Source organism: Acinetobacter sp. YH12052 (genome assembly GCF_013419835.1).
In the GTDB taxonomy this organism is placed as follows: Bacteria; Pseudomonadota; Gammaproteobacteria; order Pseudomonadales; family Moraxellaceae; genus Acinetobacter; species Acinetobacter amyesii.
Genome location: NZ_VOZI01000002.1, coordinates 168,712 through 184,644, shown reverse-complemented (window position 1 = coordinate 184,644; position 15,933 = coordinate 168,712). Strand labels below are relative to the sequence as shown.

The 15,933-nt window shown below is 40.9% G+C and carries 12 protein-coding genes; 7 read left to right on the top strand and 5 right to left on the bottom strand.

The features are described from left to right. Positions 1 to 6 precede the first annotated feature (6 nt). The 7 genes from FTU06_RS02090 (at position 7) to FTU06_RS02060 (ending at position 7,935) form a co-directional block, all read left to right on the top strand. Positions 7 to 1,662, top strand: a complete 1,656-nt coding sequence (locus tag FTU06_RS02090) for an AMP-binding protein (protein ID WP_180144637.1) — start codon at positions 7 to 9, stop codon at positions 1,660 to 1,662. Between the two features lie 120 nt (positions 1,663 to 1,782). Continuing rightward, positions 1,783 to 2,910, top strand: coding sequence for an acyl-CoA dehydrogenase family protein (locus tag FTU06_RS02085; protein ID WP_180111517.1), 1,128 nt, complete (start codon positions 1,783 to 1,785; stop codon positions 2,908 to 2,910). Positions 2,911 to 2,989: 79 nt separating this feature from the next. Continuing rightward, on the top strand, positions 2,990 to 3,763 hold the full coding sequence (locus FTU06_RS02080) for an enoyl-CoA hydratase (protein WP_180144634.1): 774 nt from the start codon (positions 2,990 to 2,992) through the stop codon (positions 3,761 to 3,763). Positions 3,764 to 3,786: 23 nt separating this feature from the next. Then, positions 3,787 to 4,812, top strand: coding sequence for an enoyl-CoA hydratase/isomerase family protein (locus FTU06_RS02075; protein ID WP_180144631.1), 1,026 nt, complete (start codon positions 3,787 to 3,789; stop codon positions 4,810 to 4,812). A gap of 202 nt (positions 4,813 to 5,014) precedes the next feature. Beyond that, complete coding sequence (locus FTU06_RS02070) at positions 5,015 to 6,352, top strand: MFS transporter (protein WP_180144628.1); 1,338 nt, start codon at positions 5,015 to 5,017, stop codon at positions 6,350 to 6,352. 519 nt (positions 6,353 to 6,871) lie between these two features. After that, positions 6,872 to 7,108, top strand: a complete 237-nt coding sequence (locus FTU06_RS02065; protein WP_180004441.1) for a VF530 family DNA-binding protein — start codon at positions 6,872 to 6,874, stop codon at positions 7,106 to 7,108. A 128-nt stretch (positions 7,109 to 7,236) separates the two neighbouring features. Further along, positions 7,237 to 7,935, top strand: coding sequence for a DUF1826 domain-containing protein (locus tag FTU06_RS02060; RefSeq protein WP_180004439.1), 699 nt, complete (start codon positions 7,237 to 7,239; stop codon positions 7,933 to 7,935). Positions 7,936 to 8,049: 114 nt separating this feature from the next. Here FTU06_RS02060 and FTU06_RS02055 read toward each other — a convergent pair whose 3' ends face one another. The 5 genes from FTU06_RS02055 to FTU06_RS02035 form a co-directional block, all read right to left on the bottom strand. After that, positions 8,050 to 11,205, bottom strand: coding sequence for an efflux RND transporter permease subunit (locus FTU06_RS02055; protein WP_180144625.1), 3,156 nt, complete (start codon positions 11,203 to 11,205; stop codon positions 8,050 to 8,052). After that, positions 11,195 to 12,421 carry an efflux RND transporter periplasmic adaptor subunit gene (locus FTU06_RS02050; protein WP_180054725.1) on the bottom strand — a complete coding sequence of 409 codons (1,227 nt, stop codon included), beginning with the start codon at positions 12,419 to 12,421 and terminating at the stop codon, positions 11,195 to 11,197. Before FTU06_RS02050 ends, FTU06_RS02055 begins: the two co-directional genes overlap by 11 nt. A gap of 13 nt (positions 12,422 to 12,434) precedes the next feature. Further along, a complete protein-coding gene (locus tag FTU06_RS02045; RefSeq protein WP_180144622.1) occupies positions 12,435 to 13,757 on the bottom strand; it encodes a TolC family protein in 1,323 nt (440 codons plus the stop codon). A 47-nt stretch (positions 13,758 to 13,804) separates the two neighbouring features. Further along, positions 13,805 to 14,236, bottom strand: coding sequence for a cation efflux protein, CzcI-like (locus FTU06_RS02040; RefSeq protein WP_218954032.1), 432 nt, complete (start codon positions 14,234 to 14,236; stop codon positions 13,805 to 13,807). 198 nt (positions 14,237 to 14,434) lie between these two features. Further along, entirely contained in the window at positions 14,435 to 15,838 is a 1,404-nt protein-coding gene (locus FTU06_RS02035) for an amino acid permease (RefSeq protein WP_078190870.1), read from the bottom strand. Positions 15,839 to 15,933 lie beyond the last annotated feature (95 nt).

Below are 15,933 nucleotides of genomic sequence, written 5' to 3'. Positions count from 1 at the left end.
GAGAAGATGTCGAATTATCAAGATGTTGCAAAGGCATTTGACTTAAATCATGCTGCCAAAGAAATGTTATCAGGCTCTTTAGAGCAATTAAATGCATGTTATGAATGCTGCGACCGTCATGCGATTGATAAAGATAAGGTTGCACTGTATTGGCAAGGTAAAGATGGGCGGAAAGAACAATTTACCTTTGCAGAGCTGCAACAGTGGTCGAGCCAATTTGCCAATTTTTTAAAGTCACAGGGTGTGCAAAAAGGTGATCGTGTATCGGGTTTATTACCCCGTACAGTTGAATTACTTGTGGTGATTTTAGGGGCTTGGCGAATAGGTGCTGTATATCAACCGCTATTTACCGCTTTTGGCCCCAAAGCCATTGAACATCGTTTACACCTTGCACAAAGTAAATTGGTGATTAGCGATGTTGGTAATCGCAGTAAATTAGATGAAGTTGCACATTGTCCCCAAATCGTTACTGTTGCAGATCGAGCGGGTCAAGGGATTCAACAGGGGGATTTAAACTTTTGGGATGAAGTAAACGCACAGTCTACAGATTGTGAATTTGTCCTACAGAGCATCAATGATCCATTTCTTTTGATGTTTACTTCAGGTACTACAGGTCCTGCAAAACCTTTAGAAGTCCCGCTTAAAGCCTTAATCGCTTTTGGTCAATATATGAAAAATGCGGTAGGACTGCGTGAAGATGATTCGTTTTGGAATATTGCCGATCCGGGTTGGGCTTATGGTTTGTATTACGGAATTACTGGGCCACTTTTACTTGGACATGCAACACTCTTTTACGAAGGTGGTTTTAGCATTGATAGTTTGTGTCAGATCGTAGATGACTACAAAGTAACAAACCTTGCAGGCGCACCGACAGCGTATCGGATGATGATGGCAGCTGATCCTGAACAAATGGCAAAACTCAAAGGGAAATTTCGAGTCGTCAGTAGCGCTGGTGAGCCGCTTAACCCTGAAGTGTTCCGCTGGTTTAAACAAGTCCTCGATGCACCGATCTTTGACCATTATGGTCAGACTGAAGTTGGTATGGTGATGTGTAATCACCATGGTTTACAACATGATATTCGCGCAGGTGTCGCAGGTTATGCCAGTCCGGGATATCGCGTGGCGGTTGTTGATGAACAAGGGCAAGAGCTAGCTGCAGGAACGCCAGGAGTACTGGCTGTCGATATCAGTCAATCACCGATGATGTGGTTTGGTGGCTATAAAGAAAGTCGTAAGTCACCCTTTGTAAAGCATTTTTACCTCACGGGTGATACCGCAGAATTACACGCAGATGGCAGTATGAGCTTCGTTGGTCGTAATGATGATGTGATTACAACATCAGGTTATCGTATCGGGCCATTCGATGTAGAAAGCGCTTTACTTGAGCATGATGCAGTGATTGAAGCTGCGGTCATTGGTGTACCTGATCCAGATCGGACAGAAATCGTAAAAGCTTTTGTAATTTTAGCTGAGCATGTCACAGCGTCCGAAGAATTAGCAGAGCAGCTGGGGCAATTTGTGAAAAAGCGCTTATCCGCACATGCTTATCCACGATTGGTGGAGTTTGTTCAAGAACTGCCGAAGACTCCAAGTGGAAAAATTCAGCGTTTCTTATTAAGAAATCAAGAGATTGCGAAACAATCCACGCAGCATGCAAGTTAAATGACGTAACGATTAACCCTAAATGAATGCCGAACAATCAGGATCAAAATCAAGCTTTCATTCAGTTCTAATCATTTTCAAACTGGATGGAAGCATTTGATTGATGTACAGGAAGATAAGATGCAATTTACCGAAGAACAATTATTAATTCAGGACATGGCACGCAGTTTCGCGCAGGAACAAATTAAACCTCAAGCGGGCGAATGGGATAAACACGGTACCTTTCCCAAAGCGGCTTTAGCGCAGATGGGGGAACTGGGTTTATTGGGTATGTTGGTATCAGATGAATGGGGTGGTTCAGATACAGGTAATCTTGCTTATGTTATGGCTTTAGAAGAGATTGCCGCGGCCGATGGGGCAACCTCAACCATTATGAGTGTACATAACTCGGTAGGCTGTGTTCCTATTGCTAAATTTGGCACAGAAGAACAAAAGCAGAAATATTTAGTGCCTTTAGCACAAGGCAAAATGATCGGTGCATTTGCATTAACTGAGCCGCATACGGGTTCAGATGCTGCTGCCATTAAAACCCGTGCAGTCAAAGATGGCAATGAATGGGTGATTAATGGTGCTAAGCAGTTTATTACCTCGGGACATAATGCAGGGGTCATTATTGTCTTTGCTGTGACTGATCCGAGTGCAGGGAAAAAAGGCCTGAGTGCTTTTATTGTCCCTCGTGAGACAGCCGGTTATGAAGTGATTCGTACTGAAGAAAAGCTTGGATTACATGCCTCAGATACCTGCCAAATCGCACTCACAGACGTGCGAGTGCATGAAAGCCTAATGTTAGGAAAAGAAGGTGAAGGTTTGAAAATTGCCTTATCAAATCTAGAAGGCGGTCGTATTGGTATAGCGGCTCAAGCGGTTGGTCTTGCACGAGCAGCATTAGAAGAAGCAACCCGATATGCCAAAGAGCGTATTACCTTTGGAAAGCCGATCTTTGAACATCAGGCAGTTGCGTTCCGATTGGCAAGTATGGCGACAGAAATAGAGGCAGCACGCCAATTGGTCTATCACGCGGCACGTTTAAAAGAAGCAGGACAGCCTTGTTTAAATGAAGCGTCTATGGCCAAGCTTTTTTCATCTGAAATGGCTGAGCGTGTTTGCTCTGCAGCATTACAAGTCTTTGGTGGTTATGGCTATCTCAAAGATTTCCCGATAGAGCGTATATATCGTGATGCACGTATTTGCCAAATCTATGAAGGTACGAGTGATATCCAACGTTTAGTAATTGCCCGTAGCTTATAACGTCTTTAAGACATTTAAAACGACAAGGCTTCAGATATGAAGCCTACTCATAAATATTGAACATATATAGGGATCTCACATGCAATTTGAAACGATTCTGCTCGAAAAGAACAATGGTGTTGGACTCATTATTTTAAATCGTCCTCAGGCCTTAAATGCGTTGAATAGCACATTAATTCAAGACCTTAATACTGCCTTGGATGATCTAGATCGAGATCCCACCATTGGTTGTATGGTTATTACAGGTTCAGAAAAAGCCTTTGCCGCTGGCGCAGATATTAAAGAAATGGCTGAACTGAGTTTCCCAAATATTTATTTGGATGATTTTTTTCATCTGGCAGATCGAATTGCTCAGCGCCGTAAACCTTTAATTGCAGCTGTCAGTGGTTATGCGTTAGGTGGAGGCTGTGAGTTAGCACTCATGTGCGACTTTATTTACTGTGCCGACAATGCAAAATTCGGTTTACCAGAAGTGACTTTGGGAGTAATCCCAGGGATAGGTGGGACACAGCGCTTAACGCTTGCTATAGGTAAGGCCAAAGCCATGGAAATGTGTCTGACTGCGAGACAAATGGGCGCAGCAGAAGCAGAGCAGAGTGGTTTAGTTGCTCAGGTCTTTCCTAAAGAGGAGTTGGTCGAAAAGACCTTAAAAGCTGCTGAAAAAATAGCGGAAAAATCTGTGGTGGTAACCATGATGATCAAAGAGTCAATTAACCGTGCATTTGAAGTCAGTTTGCAAGAAGGTTTGCGTTTTGAACGCAGAACATTCCATTCGATTTTTGCAACTCAAGACCAAAAAGAAGGTATGCAAGCATTTGTTGAAAAGCGCCAAGCCAATTTTAAAAACAATTAAAAATAAAAAAGGATAATACGGATATGAGTACAAATAACTTAATGATTGAAGAACATGGACATTTAGGCCAAATCAGTTTAGATCGCGTGGCAAGTTTAAATGCCTTGTCTTTGGAAATGATTCAAGGGATTCAACAGCAATTAGCACTATGGGCTGATCAAACTAATATTCATGCTGTACTTATTCGCTCAAATAGTCCTAAAGCATTTTGTGCAGGTGGCGATATTCGTTATCTCTATGATAGTTATATGAATGGTAAAGAAGATCATCAAGCTTATTTTCAAGCTGAGTATGAAATGCTGAATACCATTCGTGCGTATGAAAAACCCATTATTGTCATACTTGATGGCTATGTACTTGGCGGTGGATTTGGCTTGGCCCAAGCATGTCATGTGCTTATCAGCAGCGAAAAATCTAGATTTGCCATGCCTGAAACTGCCATTGGATTTTTCCCAGATGTGGCTGCGACACACTTTTTATCACGTTTAGATGATATTGGTGTGTACATGGCAACTACAGGCGATCAAATCAGTGCCAGCGATGCGTTGTATCTAGATTTGATTGACTACCATGTTCCGAGTGAGCAACTTGTTCAATTAGAAGAAGAATTAAGAAATTCCAAGCAACTAAGCAAGGAAAATATTGAACAATTGATTGCGAAATATATTACTCGACCAGCGGAAAGTGAACTTAGTCAAAATGCAGATTTAATTCGTAAGCATTTTGGTTTTGAGAGCATTGATGCCATTGAAAATAGTCTTGAAAATGAACAGCATAATGATGCTCAAGCGTGGGCGTTAAAAATACGCAATACCTTGGAACAACGATCTCCAATCGCGAAAAGGATCAGTTTGCAACTCCAACATTTAGGTCGAAGTCTTTCACTAAAGCAATGCATGCAAATTGAACGACATTTGCAAGATGTTTGGTTTCAACATGGCGATATTGTCGAAGGTGTTCGCGCATTAATTGTGGATAAAGACAAGCAGCCAAAGTGGCAACAGTCTAGTCCGACCTTAGATAAAATAATGGAGGAAATATCTATTTAATCAGTAATTTAAAAACATTCACGGTTCAAACACTTGGGTAATATTCATATTCAATTTCTTATTCAATATGAACAAGTGACTCAGCGTAAATTAAACATATATAAGATCTAAAAATATTGATTTTCATGAAGAAAATCATCACACAAATCAAGCATCGTGAAAATGCAACATAGAAATATCTTGCAGAATAAGGAAGATAACAATGCAAAATGTACAGGGAAATACAGCTCGACCAGCCAAGTCTTCGCATCGTTTAGCAGGTATTTCCAGCATGGTGGGTACAACCATCGAATGGTATGACTTTTTTATCTATGGTGCTGCCGCAGCACTCATTTTCAATCGACTTTTCTTTCCAAATCTTGATCCATTAACTGGCGTATTGGCAGCATTTGCCACTTATGCTGTTGGCTTTATTGGTCGACCACTTGGTGGAATTGTTTTTGGTCATTTCGGCGATAAAATCGGTCGTAAATCAATGTTATTGGTCACATTAATGTTGATGGGTATTCCAACGGTGATGATTGGGTTGTTACCGACATTTGAAACCATTGGTTATTGGGCAACGGTCTGTTTAATTATTTTAAGATTTATACAGGGCATGGCCATGGGTGGAGAATGGGGCGGAGCAGTCCTCATGGCGGTAGAACATGCGCCAGCGGGTAAAAAAGGCTTTTGGGGAAGTCTACCGCAAGCCAGTACAGGTGGTGGTTTATTGCTCGCTTCGGTAGCTTTAGGTCTAGTCTCAATGTTACCTGAAGAAGCGCTATTTAGCTGGGGTTGGCGTCTACCATTTTTAGCCAGCATTATTTTACTGGCTGTAGGTTGGTATATTCGTGTAAAAGTACCGGAGTCACCAGACTTTGAAAAAGTTAAAGCTCAAACTGAAACAATTAAAGTTCCAGCAAAACAAGTGTTTAAAAATCATCCTAAGCAGTTGATTACGATTATTTTATCTCGAGCTGCTGAAAATGCTTGGTTCTATTTGGCATCGACATTTGCTTTAGCCTATACTACCACACAGCTGAATATTCCTAGACAAGACATTTTGTTTGCAACGATTTGTGGTGCTGCAGTCATCATGGTCATTACGCCAATTTTTGGACATTTGTCTGATAAAGTTGGGCAAAAAAACATGTTTAGATTTGGTTTATGCGTACTGGCTTTATACAGCTATCCATTTTTTGCGATGTTAAATACTAAAGATCCAGTATTGGTTTGGACGGCCATTGTGATTGGTATTGGTGTGGTTTTTCCTTTGATGTATGCGCCGCAGTCACAGTTATTTTCGCGCCAATTTCCAGCAGAAATACGTTATAGCGGTATTTCAATCTCAGTTCAATTTGCAGGCGTGCTAGGTGGTGGTTTAGCTCCATTAATCGCGACAAAATTGCTAAGTATTGGTGATGGAAGCCCAAATTTAATTATTGCGTATATTTCAGGCTTTGCAGTGATTGCGATTATTGCATCATCATTCTTAAAGCCGGATCAAATAGAGCGAAAGGAAAATGCATTTAGCAGTGAGGAAATCAAATCTTCCTAAATCAACAATTAGTAAAACAATTGATTGATTTAAATATAGAAATTAATGTGAATTAGCCATAGCAATCGTTGTTATGGCTTTTTTCTTGTCTGAGGATTGTAGCAGGACAAATAATATTGTCAGTATTGCGTAGGATCTTGGCGGCACAAAATATGTTTGATGTGTAAGAGCAACAAATCAAGTTTGTTACACAGATGAAAGATTTAAGCACCAATAAATTAAAAAATATTAAATATCAAAGTCTTAATTATACTATTTCGTATAATATATATTATGTTAAATAGCATATCCAAGACTGTGGCCTACACAACGCATCCGTTGCCACAGCTCGACATCGTGAATCTGTAAAATTATCATTCACGATGCCGAGTACGCTAATGAACATAATATACGTTATGCCGAAATCAGAATCTTATCAATTGGCGAATCTGACGTTCCTGATGTTTAAATTCAAACCCTCTCATTTTTTCAACTCGCTCAGGTTATAATAATGGTCTCCCAAAATATGATTGATCTAATATGAGCACCTCCAATGACCCTTTACACGGCAAAAAACTTGCTGACATCTTGGATGAATTATTGGATTACTACGGTGGTTTTGAAAGCTTAAGCCGCAAAATTGAAATTAGATGTTTTTGCATAGATCCAAGCGTTAAATCATCACTACGATTCTTACGTACTACACCTTGGGCACGTGAAAAAGTAGAAAGCTTATATTTGTATGTCTTACGCCAAAAAGCCAAACAGAAAGCGTAACGATGAATGCCTATGCTCGAATAATTTTGTATAGCAGTTTATGGTTTAAGATAGAATAAAACTGCTTAATCCTTCTAGCACTTCCTTGTACGCAGTATCTTCGCCTCAGATTTAAATTGATCCCTATTATGAGCAATACTTTTTCCCAGCATCCTCAAATTGGTGTAGTCACTACATTTTCTGAATTGATTCATAGTCATTTCGAAGGTCAAATGAATGCGCTTTGCTGGCAACGCAGCATACAAGGCGACTTTAAAGAAATAGTCGAAAAACTCGAACTGATTGAAAATATAACCGAAATTTCTATAGATGATCTGATGAAGTTAACACTTTCATCGCAAGGCCATTTAGCCAGAGAAGTTATTTTAAATGATCTGCAACAATTAACAGAATTTGGTGCATCACCTTCGTTGAACTTGCTCAAATGTTATGAACGAGATGATGAATTCGATTTCATCTCAACCGATGTTTATTCCTTTCATGTCGATCGATCACCTATCGCTACCGATACCTTTTTATGTACATATTATGGTGCTTCCAGTGATATTGTGCCAAATGATCAAGTGACACAAAGAATCTTAATTCCTAAAATACGAGAACAACTTAAAGATTTGTACGATGGCCCTACCTCAGAATTTGATGATTTTTTAGCGGAATATTTTTTTGATTTACATTATCAGCTCAAAGAAAATGCTGTGCCTGTAAATCTAGGCAATGGTCATCTTTGGCGTTTAGCGGTGGATCATCCTACACAGCAAGTTTTGCCTTGTGTACACCGCGCACCTGTAGAAAATGTAGGTGAATATCGGCTTATACTGATTTGCTGATTTTAGCTGTGTTTAAATATTGATAAATCGTAAGTCCATACGATCCATTCTGTCTAATGAATGAACCGTATGGGTTAATGCAATATCGTTTTAATCAAAATTGCTTAGTCTAGATTATTGAGATCGAGCTGTATTAAGCCAGCGGTAAAGCACTGGCAATAGCACCAAGGTCAGCAAGGTGGAAGAAAGAATACCGCCGATCACAACCGTGGCTAAAGGCCGTTGCACTTCCGCACCTGTACCTGTTGCCAAAGCCATTGGTACAAAACCTAAAGAGGCAACACAGGCAGTCATGAGTACTGGGCGTAATCGAAGTACAGCGCCCTGCCATACGGCTTCATGCAATGGATACTTGTCCCCCAGTTCTTTAATGAAGGTCAGCATGACCAGGCCATTCAGCACAGCAACACCTGAGAGTGCAATAAATCCAATCCCTGCAGACATCGAAAGCGGAATATCTCTTAACCAAAGAAACAATACACCGCCCGTTAAGGCAAAGGGTACGCCAGTAAAGACCAGCAGACTTTCTTTCACATTATGAAATACTGCCATTAATAAAATAAAGATGGTCAGTAGTGCTAAAGGAATGACAATTTGCATTCTTGCTTTGGCAGATGCAAGGTTTTCAAATTGACCGCCATATTCAATCCAATAACCGCTTGGTAATGCATATTGTTTCAGCTGAGTCTGCATACCCGCCACAAAAGAACCTAAATCACGGCCCTCAACATTGGCAGTCACTACAATACGGCGTTTACCATTCTCACGGCTGACTTGATTGATCCCATCTACATTAGACACTGTGGCAACATTTGAGAGTACAATACTGCCACCATTTGGCAACTTTAACGGTAGTTGTGAAATTGTACTTACATTACGATCTTGATCATTTAAACGAATAACAAAATCAAAACGGCGATCACCTTCTAAAATCTCCCCTACACTTTGTCCACCGACACTGGCTGCCACAGTATCCTGTATAGATTTAACGTTTAAACCATATTGCGCAGCCAAAGCCTTATCTATTTCAATATTTAATAAAGGTAAACCTGAAGTTTGTTCAACTTTTACGGCGCTGCTCCCCGCAACTTGCTGCATAATTTTGGCGATCTTAGTGGCTTCTGTGTTGAGCACTTGCATATCATCGCCAAATATTTTGACGCCCACATCACTACGCACACCTGAGATCAACTCATTAAAGCGCAGTTCAATAGGTTGGGAAAACTCACTGTTATTACCTGGAATTGTAGCCACATAAGCCACCATACGGCCACGCAGTTCATCCACACTTTCTTTAGGGTTTGGCCATTCATTACGTGGTTTGAGCATGATATAACCATCGGAAATGTTCGGAGGCATTACATCGGTTGCTACTTCTGCCGTACCTGTACGAGCAAATACAGCCTGAATCTCTGGGAATTTTTTCAACAGCAGTTTCTCAGCGTTTTCCTGCATTCTTAATGATTCTTCTAAACCAGTGCTAGGAGAGCGCATCAGTTGAACTGCAAAATCACCTTCACTCAGCTGTGGTGCAAACTCACTGCCAATTTTGGTGCTTAAAAGCCCAGTAATGAGCAGTAAACACAGTGCAAAAGTCATCACTACAGCCTTGTAATGAAAGGCTTTATTTAAAATTTGAAGATACTGCTTTTTCAGCCAATTCATCCAACGGCTTTCTGTTTCTTTAATTTCACCTTTCACCCAAAGCGCTACAGCAGCAGGTACAAATGTAATAGACAGAATGATCGCCGCCACAAGTGCCAATACCACAGTTAATGCCATCGGATGGAACATTTTTGCTTCTACACCACTTAAAGCAAAAATTGGCAAATAAACCACTAAAATAATTAACTGACCGAATATCAGCGGACGGCGCGCCTGACGTGCAGCCAAAAAGACTTCTTTAAAGCGTTCATTTTGCGTTAATGGACGTTTCAAAATTTGCTGTGCATGGGCTAAACGTCGTATACAGTTTTCAACAATCACCACTGCACCATCAACAATAATACCGAAATCCAATGCGCCTAAGCTCATTAGGTTCGCGCTGATATTCTTTTGTGCCATGCCGGTTAAGGTAAACAGCATTGACAGCGGAATAACACAGGCCGTAATGAGTGCTGCACGGATATTGCCTAAAAAGATAAATAAAATGATGATGACTAGAATTGCGCCTTCAACCAAGTTCTTTTGAACGGTTTTAATCGCTTTCTCCACCAATGTGGTACGGTCATACACTGTTTCAATTTTTACCCCTTTGGGTAAGCTGGCTTGAATGTCTTTAATTTTGGAATCTACAGCTTTCGAGACAGTTCGGCTATTTTGTCCCATAGCCATCATGGCAATACCTAAAACCGTTTCTTCTCCGTTATAGGTTGCACCACCTGTGCGCAAATCATGCCCAATGGAGACTTGCGCAATATCACCCACCCGAATTGGACTGCCATTTGGGCTGTCAATCATGGTGTTTTCAATATCTGAAATGGTGTTTAAGGTTCCCGGCACTCGAACTGTTAACTGCTGACCATTTTCCTCAATAAATCCTGCACCACGGTTTTCATTATTTTCTGTAAGCGCTTGCTGTAATTGTTCTAATGACAGGTTCAGCTGTTGCATGCGGTTTAAATCAGGTGAAACCACGTAGGTTTTATTAAAACCACCAATACTGTTGACCTCGGCAACACCTTGTACACGCTGTAATTGCGGACGCACAATCCAGTCCTGAATTTCACGCAAATCCATCGCGCTATATGCCGTACCATCTGCTTTTTTTGCATTGGGTTCTGCTTTCAGCACCCATTGATAAATCTCGCCCAAACCTGTCGAAACTGGCGACATCGTCGGAGAAACCTGAGCTGGCAATGACGACTGAACTTCCTGTACCCGCTGATTAATTTGCTGACGTGCCCAGTAAATATCCGTACCGTCTTTAAAGACAATCGTGACTTGTGACAGGCCATAACGGGAAATAGAACGGGTCAACTCCAAATCTGGAATACCTGCCATCGCATTTTCAATCGGATAAGTAATCCGCTGTTCAACTTCTAACGCTGTAAAGCCATTGGCCTGCGTATTAATTTGCACTTGGGTGTTGGTAATATCAGGTACTGCATCAATCGGCAGTTTTTGATAACTGTAAATCCCGACGGCAATCCATGTGCAGACAAACAGCATCACCCAAATTGCATTTTGAATTGAAAACTGAATAATGCGTTCGAATAGACCTTCTGGCTTTGGTAAATCTGTGTTCGGGTTCTCTGAATTAGTGTTCATGGCCAGCCTCGTCTTTTTCCAGTTCAGATTTCAGTAAAAAACTGCCTTGGGAAATATACTTTTGCCCTGCCTCAAGACCCGAAATCACTTCTAGCCATTGCCCATCACTGGATGCTTGTCCAAGTTTTAGCGCTTGTGCTTTTAAATGCACTTGGCCTTTTAGCTCAGATTCAACAATAAAAATACTGTCTTGACCCTCAATACTTTGCACGGCGGACTTTTGCACCCGTAATGCTTTTTTAGTACCTGAATCAGCCAATAGCACGTTGACCATCACATTCGGGCGAAGCTCAGCAGATTGTTGTTTTAATTTGGCACGTACCACCAAGCGTCCCGTTTGCACATCTGCCTTTGACGTCAGGCTTTGTACCTCTGCGCTATAGAGCTGATCTGAGCCATTGATTTTGAAAGAGACGTTTTGACCCGTTTGTAATTGTGCGGAATATTGATGAGTTAAGTTAAATTCTAGCCACAAATCTTTTAGCTGTTCAATGGTGAACAATTGATCTGCCAATTGCACATTTTCACCCACCACAATATCTTTTTGACTAATCACGCCAGCGATTGGCGCACGAATAATAAATCGTCCGTTTTGACCGCTATTCGCGCCCAAAGCTTGTAAGCGCGATTGTGCTGACTGTACGCTAATTTGAGCCTGACGATAGGCATTTTCAGCACGCTGGAAGTCCTGTTTGGCAGAAATTCCTTGAGACCATAGCTTTTGCTCACGCTGATAATCTTGACGGGCTAAATCTAAATTGGCTTCTGCCATACGTAAATTGGCTTGCTGATCAATCAATTCAGGTACTGACAGCACAGCTAAAGTTTGACCTTTTTGTACAGTTTGACCGAGTGCTACACTGACTTGTTCGACATGACCGCTGAAGTTTGGGGAAATATGTGCCTGCTGATCTGTATTGACCGCCAATTTACCCGGCAATTGAATAATATTTTCGACCAGACCATTTTCTACAGTCGCAATTTTAATTCCTTGTTCCACCATTTGTTGAGTGGTGAGTTGCAGTTCACCTTCTTCCGCATGTTCTGCTTCAGTATCACTCTTTTTGGCTTCGCTATTTTCACCTTCCGACTCAGTTTTATCCGCATCGGATTTATTTGTACTTAACCAAATAGCAGTACACAGCATCAGCGTTAGGCCAACCAAAACTGCAATCATCAAAGGCTGTGAAATTTTTCCATCTTGTTTAATTTTCATGTGATTAACTGCCTTATTGTGCTGATGCGCTGTTGATGAGATTTTGGGATGCCTCAATGGCTTTCTTATTGAGTTGGCTATAAGCATCTGAACGGCTGATTTCTTCATAACTGGTTCCAATACTTAAGGCTTCAGCACTGAGTGCGCTTTGCCAAGCCTGCGCCAAAATTTGCATTTGGCTAAGTCGAAGGTCTTGGAGTTGTTTTGTGGTTTGCTGTACGTCTGTAATAGCAAATTTACCTGCCTGAAAACCTTGCAAAGTTCGGTTTTGAACCTTTTCAGCCAAACCAATCTGATTGCCTGTGGCATCAAACTGCATACGCAGACCTTTAAGCTGGTGAATGCTATTGGCAATGTCCAAAACTTGCTGTTTTAACTCGCGCTGTTGCTGATGATTTAATAAAATTTGCTGTTTTTGCGCCATTGGAATGGCATATTGCTGGCGGTTAAAAATATTGAGCGGAATATCCACACCAAGTACCAAGGCCGTATCATTGGCGTCAGTTGGAGATTTGGTACGTGACATGCCCATATTTAGGGTTGGGTTTGGGCGTGCCTGTACTTTTAAATGTTCAATTTGCTGATTTGCCTGCTGAATATTCAAGGCATACAATTTTTGTAACCAACCTTCCGATAAATTACATTCAACTAAACTTTGGCTCTGTTCAGGCCAAGGCGTAACGCTGTTATTCAACGCGATTTGCGACGTGGATTCACCCCATAAATTAGAAAGCTGACGTGCCACAGTTTGCTGTTTTAAAACTGCCTGTTGGTATAAACGCTGTATTTCCAATGCTTCAATTTGAGCGCGCTCCACATCCACCAAAGCGATACTGCCTGCTTGATAGCGTTTTTGCGCACTGTCCAAATTAGATTTACTGAGTTTGAGCTGTGTAGCGTAAATCGATTGCTCATTTTGAGCGATGGCTAGCTGTGACCATGCAAACTTCACAATCAGCTGACTTTGCGCATTCCAAATCTGCTGTTGCAACTGAATTTGCTGTGCAGAGGTACTCGCGAGTGCTTGATTGATTTTACGCTGACCGAATACATCCAATGGCTGGCTAATTCCGATACTGAGCTCTTGATCTTGATTTTTACCAAAACCATTTTGTTCAATCGATAGACTTGGGTTCTGCCAGAGCTTGCTTTGACGCACATTAAAATCAGAGATTTGCTGTTGTTGTTGCCAAATATCAGTTTGGGCTTGGTAGTTTTGTACTTTGGCAAATGCAGATTCAAAACTACTGACATTTTCGGCAAACGTACTTTGTAAGGCCGTCGAAATACCGACAGCTAAGCCTAGACGTATAAACGCCGTAAAATATAAAGACATGATTTTTCCCACTCATTTATTAAAAAAAGTGGCAGGAATGTTTTAGGCTACCCCGCCATTAGCGGGGCATAAACAGGAGGAGGTGTTTGCAGTAATAAATCAGGGGCTTGATAAAGATTCTTCCAAACAAATTTTGGCGAATATTCAAAGCTCTGATGTGCAATAAAAAGAATCGATTGTTGGTTTTGTACAATCAAATGCGTCATAGACGGTAAATGGTCTTGATGATCTTCACCAAGTTGCAGATCGTTAGCGATATTTTTGACTGGTTTACTACTGGATTCATCAGATGCTTGATGCAACGAATGCTGTGGATTCGTTTCATTGCTAACGCATAAGGTATTTTGATGATGACCAAAATGATAGCTTTGAACAACTTGAGTTTGCTCTTCATGCACACAGAAAGCGGCTGCCACGTTCCAAAGGCTTTGGAACATGAACAATCCAACTAAGACTGTTATCCATGTCGCAGAACGCATATTGCATCAATCAAGAAAATTTTAACGATTATAAAGCTTGGAGTCGGTCGAAGGTCAAGTGAATCTTTGAATTTGTCTTAAAAATGGATTGCCATAGAGATATAACGTAAGGCATTCGCTTTAATCCCCTGACACGGCACATGCTAAAGACAATCCATTGGTTCATGATTACGATTTTTATCGGCGAAACCTTTATTTTTAATTCAGTTCGGAATCATTCTTCAACTTAGCTTTTCTTGTCACAACTAAGCCGCAGAGAACCACCAATGTCGTAACACCTAAAGATAATGAAGTTTCATAACTGTAGGCTGGAGATAAAAACATATAGATCAGCACACTTAAGATCACCAAAATGACTGCCCATGTCAGCCATGGAAATAGCCACATTTTAAACGCAACCTCAGTTCCATTTTTTTCGATTTGTGTTCTCAATTTAAGCTGTGAAAATGCAATCACTAAATAAACCAATAAGGCAATTGAACCTGTTGTAGACAGTAAAAATCCAAATACTTGGCCTGGAAATAAATAATTGACTGCACAGCAAATTAAGCCCACTACAGACGATGCAAATACAGCAATAGCAGGTACACCAGAGGCATTAATAGATGTGACCCATTGAGGTGCTTCTTTGCGTGTCCCCAATGAAAATAGCATCCTTGATGAACTATAAAGTGCTGCATTCATACAACTTGCAACTGCAATAAATACCACACTATCAATAATCAATTTTGATTGAGGGACATTTAAACTGACCAAGACATATTGGAAGGTGCCTAATTGTTGTAATTGCGGTGAACGCCAATCTACCAGTGCAACCGTTATAAAAATTGAAACCACAAAAAATAAGATGACCCGATACAATACTAAATTGGTTGCACGTTTAATTTTTTGTTCAGGATCTTTTGATTCTGCTGCAGCGATCGATAGTATTTCTACACCAAAGAATGAAAATGCTGAAATCAATATTGCTGAAAGTACACCACCCAGGCCATTTGGCATAAATCCATCATTTTTGAACAGATTTTCTACACCACTAACGTCAGGTGCTAAGGGCCAAAATCCAAATATTGCGGTGAGTCCAATGGCGATAAAAATCACAATAGCCAAGACTTTTATCAGAGAAAACCAAAATTCAAACTCACCAAAACTTCGAGTACTAAAAAAGTTGGCTAAACTGAGAAGCACAATGAAGAATGTTGCAAATACAGCACTGGATATTGATGGAAACCATGCATGCAAAATTTCTGCACCGGCAATTGCTTCAATAGGAATAACTAAAACCCAAAACCACCAATATAACCATCCGATAGTAAAGCCAGCCCATGGCCCTATGGCTTTTCTTGCATAGGTTGAAAATGAGCCTGTGTCAGGTTGAGCGACTGCCATCTCCCCCAACATTCGCATGACTAAAAAAACCAATATACTAGTAATTATATAAGCAAGAACGGCGGCAGGCCCTGCTTTTGCAATAGCAGCAGATGACCCAACAAACAGTCCAGCACCAATTACACCACCGATACTGATCATCGTGATATGCCGATTAGATAGCCCTGCACCCAGTTTTGCAGTTGAATTATGTGTGGCTAAGCTATCATCATGCATCGATTAGATTCCCTGTCTGCACGTTCAGTCGTACAAATCATTATTTCCAAGATCATTAGGAATAAAAAAGGGAAAACGCTGTGTTCTCCCTTGTT